The 3,846-nt window shown below is 61.9% G+C and carries 5 protein-coding genes and 1 pseudogene; 3 read left to right on the top strand and 3 right to left on the bottom strand.

What is annotated here, in order from left to right; translation table 11 throughout:
- Positions 1–250: pseudogene (locus tag AC1D0Z_RS17395) on the bottom strand (hypothetical protein); the annotation flags it as partial.
- Positions 251–362: 112 nt separating this feature from the next.
- Positions 363–1,610 carry an MFS transporter gene (locus tag AC1D0Z_RS17390; RefSeq protein WP_477659469.1) on the bottom strand — a complete coding sequence of 416 codons (1,248 nt, stop codon included), beginning with the start codon at positions 1,608–1,610 and terminating at the stop codon, positions 363–365.
- A 233-nt stretch (positions 1,611–1,843) separates the two neighbouring features.
- On the opposite strand from AC1D0Z_RS17390, the gene AC1D0Z_RS17385 reads away from it, so the two are divergent.
- The 3 genes from AC1D0Z_RS17385 to AC1D0Z_RS17375 all read left to right on the top strand — a co-directional run bounded on the left by AC1D0Z_RS17385 (position 1,844) and on the right by AC1D0Z_RS17375 (position 3,290).
- Entirely contained in the window at positions 1,844–2,206 is a 363-nt protein-coding gene (locus tag AC1D0Z_RS17385; protein WP_477659468.1) for a VOC family protein, read from the top strand.
- A complete protein-coding gene (locus AC1D0Z_RS17380; RefSeq protein ID WP_477659467.1) occupies positions 2,203–2,745 on the top strand; it encodes a GNAT family N-acetyltransferase in 543 nt (180 codons plus the stop codon). Before AC1D0Z_RS17385 ends, AC1D0Z_RS17380 begins: the two co-directional genes overlap by 4 nt.
- A gap of 98 nt (positions 2,746–2,843) precedes the next feature.
- Complete coding sequence (locus AC1D0Z_RS17375; RefSeq protein WP_477659466.1) at positions 2,844–3,290, top strand: SRPBCC family protein; 447 nt, start codon at positions 2,844–2,846, stop codon at positions 3,288–3,290.
- Positions 3,291–3,338: 48 nt separating this feature from the next.
- On the opposite strand, the gene AC1D0Z_RS17370 is transcribed toward AC1D0Z_RS17375, so the two are convergent.
- The coding region (locus tag AC1D0Z_RS17370) for a tetratricopeptide repeat protein (protein WP_477659465.1) at positions 3,339–3,846 on the bottom strand (508 nt) is incomplete at its 5' end.

Genomic DNA, 3,846 nt, shown 5'->3' with positions numbered 1-3,846 from the left:
CAATGGAATATGACTCTATTCCTGCGAGTTGGCATGAAAGTGCGGTCGTACCGGAACCGGCAAAGCAATCGAGCGCTACCTTTGGCCGGGTCGGGAGTGCATCCATTACTCCGTACACCAGTTGTGGGGAAAACGCCTCTTTAAACTTAAACCAGCGCTGAAAAGGAAGGCTCTGTCCAGCCGTGTAAGTGCTGTCTTCAGGCTCAAGTTTAAGACCCGAAAAATCCCCATTGCGATCTTCAAAACTCATTTCGCCCTCCCCTTTTCATTGTTATTTCCGCAGTGTCGCGAATCAGTGTCGCCAATAAGCGCAGGGTTAGTTTCAGGCCTAAGATTTGACTTGGCAAGCTCAGGATGAGATTTCAACAACCCCCGTTCCTTTGCCGCAACGCCCAGGCAAAGTAAACGCCCTCCACCGCCATCACCGCCCCGCCCAGCACCACCACCGCGCTGCTCCCAATGCGGTCGATCAAACCGGCGGCCAGCACCACACCAATGGACTGGCCCAAAAACAGAAACGACGAGAACAGCGACACGGCCGTGCCGCGCGCATGCGGTGTCATCTGCGTGGCGTTGGCCTGCATGGTGTTGTGAAAGGCAAAAAAACCAAAGCCTGCCAGCAAACTGGCGGGTATGGCCGGGCCCCAGTGCGGGGTGTAGGCCAGCACCAATGCACAGACGCCGACCATAGCGCCGCCCATGATGACGAGGCCATGCTGGCCAAAGCGGCGAATCAAACGCGGGCCTATGGCCATGTAGCCCATGCCACCCAGGCCGAACAGCGCCACGATGGCGCCTGAGAGCGAGAGCGACAAACCGAGCGTGCGATGCAGGTGCGAAGCCCAGATGGCCAGCACGCCAAAGCCGGCGGCGCCCTCGATTACCGCCAGGATCAACACCACGCGTGACCACGGGCCGGTGATGATCTCCAGCGCCTGCGTAACGAAGTGAGCGTGCTGCACACGCTGGGTTGGTGCGGCGGCCGGGTCTTGAGCCTGGGCGCGCTGCGCGGCCTTCTGGCGGCGCAGGTCTACAACCAACAGTGTGCCCACCACGGCAAACAGTACGGTCATGAAAACAAAAGCCCAGCGCCAGCCCAGGGCATCGGTGAGCAGGCCGCCAATCAGCTGGCCGCCCACAATGCCCAGCGTGCTGCCCAGGCCGGTGCGCGTGAGCATTTCCTGCAGCTGTTCGGCGGGCACGTTGTCGCCCACCCAGGCCATGGCCAGCGGTATCAACGCCGCTGCGCCCAGCGCCATCAGCAGGCGGGCAAACACCAGCGCGTCCAGGCTGTGCGCAAAAACGGCCAGCAGGCTGCCGACGCTGCAGCCCAGCGTGGCAAAGGTGACCACACGAAACTTGCCCAGCCTGTCGCCCAGCGGGCCGTAAAACAGCTGCGACGCGCCATATGTCATGGCAAACACCGACACCACCTGCGCGGCCTGGGCAATGCTGACGGCAAACACGCGCGACAGCTCGGGCAGCATGGCGTCGCAAATACGCTGCGCGGCCATGCTGGCAAAAGTGCCAAACGATAGGAGAAGGATGGAACGCCGGACGGCGGGAGAAATGCTGGCGTGGGTAGCGCTGTGCGCGGCGGCAGGAGTCATGAAGATAAACAGGCCTGAAACGAAAATGCCGCAGGCAACAGGCCCGTGCTCTGCAGGATTGTAGGCAGTGGAGGCAAAACGTGTGCGAGGCCCCGCCGTGCCTTTTTCATGAATTCCTCTCAGGAAAACGAAAGATGGGGAAGGCCCTGCAAAGCTTGCAGGAATGCATGGCACCGCGGTGCCGCCTGTGCAAAATGGCAGACCGACCATTTCTGCAGACACAGGAGACACCCATGGCCACCGCCCCCGAAAACTGCCGCATCAATTACGTGGAGCTGAATGTTCGCGATATCGCCAAAGCCAAGGCCTTTTACGGCAGGGCTTTCGGCTGGACTTTTACCGACTACGGCCCGGAGTACACCGAGTTCTCAGACGGTGCGATGAAAGGCGGCTTCACCACGCAGGCGCCGCCCTCGCCTGCCGGCGGCCCGCTGGTCATCTTGTATGCCGACAAGCTGGAAGCCGCGCGTGAGAGCGTGCGGGCAGCCGGGGGAAAGATCACGCGCGATATCTTTGCCTTCCCCGGCGGGCGGCGCTTTCATTTCAACGACGCCGACGGGTATGAGCTGGCGGTCTGGTCTGAGGGCCAGGCATGAGCGGTGCAGCTACCGTGCAGGCCGAACTGGCCCAGCGCTTGAGCTTTCGCCCGCTGCAAACGGCCGACCTGCCCATGCTGCACGGCTGGCTGCAGCGCCCGCACTGGACTGAGTGGTGGGGCGAGGCGCCCACGATGGCCGAGGTAGAGGCCGAATACGGCCCCTGGATCACCAACCCGGCCCAGGTGCAACCGCACATCGCGCTGCTGGACAGCCAGCCCTTTGGCTATATCCAGTCTTATGTGGCCATGGGCTCAGGCGGCGGCTGGTGGGAAGAAGAAACCGACCCCGGCGTGCGCGRCATTGACCAGTCGATTGCCGACGCGGCACAACTGGGCCGCGGCCTGGGCACGGCGATGGTGAAGGCCTGGGTGGCAAAGCTGTTGGCCGACCCGCAAGTCACCCGCATCCAGACCGACCCCGACCCGCGCAACGCGCGTGCGATTCGCTGCTATGAAAAGGCCGGGTTTCGCGCGGTGGGCGAGGTGCAGACGCCGGATGGCACGGCGTTGTTGATGGTGTGCGAGCGCCCCGCATAGAAAAGCTGAAAAATTTCCCAAAAATCATGTCGATTACGCCATGAGCCGTTCGTCGTACAGGTAGAGGGCCGTCCTCTGCATCAACAAAAGGAAACACCATGACCACCAATACCGTCAAGCTTCACCGGGTTCTGCAATCTACCCCTGACCGGGTGTACCGCGCCTTCCTCAGCCCCGCCGCCTGGAGCAAATGGCTGCCGCCCAACGGTTTTACCGGCACCGTGCATGAAATGGAAGCCAAGGTGGGCGGCAATTACAGGATGTCATTCACCAACAACAGCAGCGGCCATAGCCACTCGTTCGGCGGCACCTATCTGGAGTTGAAGCCCAACGAACGCATCCGCTACACCGCCAGGTTCGAAGATCCCAACCTGCCCGGCGAAATGACCACCACCATCACATTGACGAAAGTCTCGGCAGGCGTAGAGATGCATGTGGTGCAGGAAGGGATTCCCGCGGTGATCCCCGCAGACCAGTGCTACGTGGGCTGGCAACAGTCGCTGGTGCTGCTGGGCAAGCTGGTGGAAGCCGAGGTGGGGGAATAAGGAGCGCCCCTCAAACGTCCGCACTCTGATCCGGCCGCAGTGCCGGCTTCAGGGCGCGGCAGTGGCGGCGGGTGCCCGCTGCGCAGGCCGCTGCGCGCGGACGTAGTTGAGTTCGTTCTTGGCGCGCCTGTCATTGCTGTCAAGTTCGAGGCACTGCAAATAGATTTTTTCGGCATCGTCCCAGCGGCCTTGCTCTACATACACATACCCAAGGCCGCGCCATGCGCGGGACAGCTCTGTGTTTTTAGCGTCGGGTGGGGCCAACTCTTTGGCGGCGCTTGCAGCCTGTTCAAAAATCTTCAAGGCCTGGGGCCAGTTGCGCTGACCCACGTACCAGGTCCCCAGTTCGCCCAGGTATTGCGAGTTGCGGGGTGCCAGGGCCAGGGCGGCTTCGAGCGCGTTGCGCGCCTCGATCGGACGCCTGAGTTCAATCAGCGCATAGCCTTTGAGATACCAGGCGTCTGACCAGTATTGCGACACGATGATGGCGCCCTGCTTGGGCTCTTCCTTGGCGTTGGCCGCCTGCACCAGGTAAAGCAGCTGCTCAACACGCGAG

Source organism: Polaromonas sp. P1_E3, assembly GCF_056405935.1.
Note: the sequence above shows the minus strand (reverse complement) of the source record. Positions and strands in the feature narration are given on the sequence as shown.

Excerpts from the sequence above, each read along its gene's own strand:
- AC1D0Z_RS17390 (WP_477659469.1), bottom strand. The coding sequence starts at position 1,610 with ATGACTCCTGCCGCCGCGCACAGCGCTACCCACGCCAGCATTTCTCCC.
- AC1D0Z_RS17385 (WP_477659468.1), top strand. The coding sequence starts at position 1,844 with ATGGCCACCGCCCCCGAAAACTGCCGCATCAATTACGTGGAGCTGAAT.
- AC1D0Z_RS17375 (WP_477659466.1), top strand. The coding sequence starts at position 2,844 with ATGACCACCAATACCGTCAAGCTTCACCGGGTTCTGCAATCTACCCCT.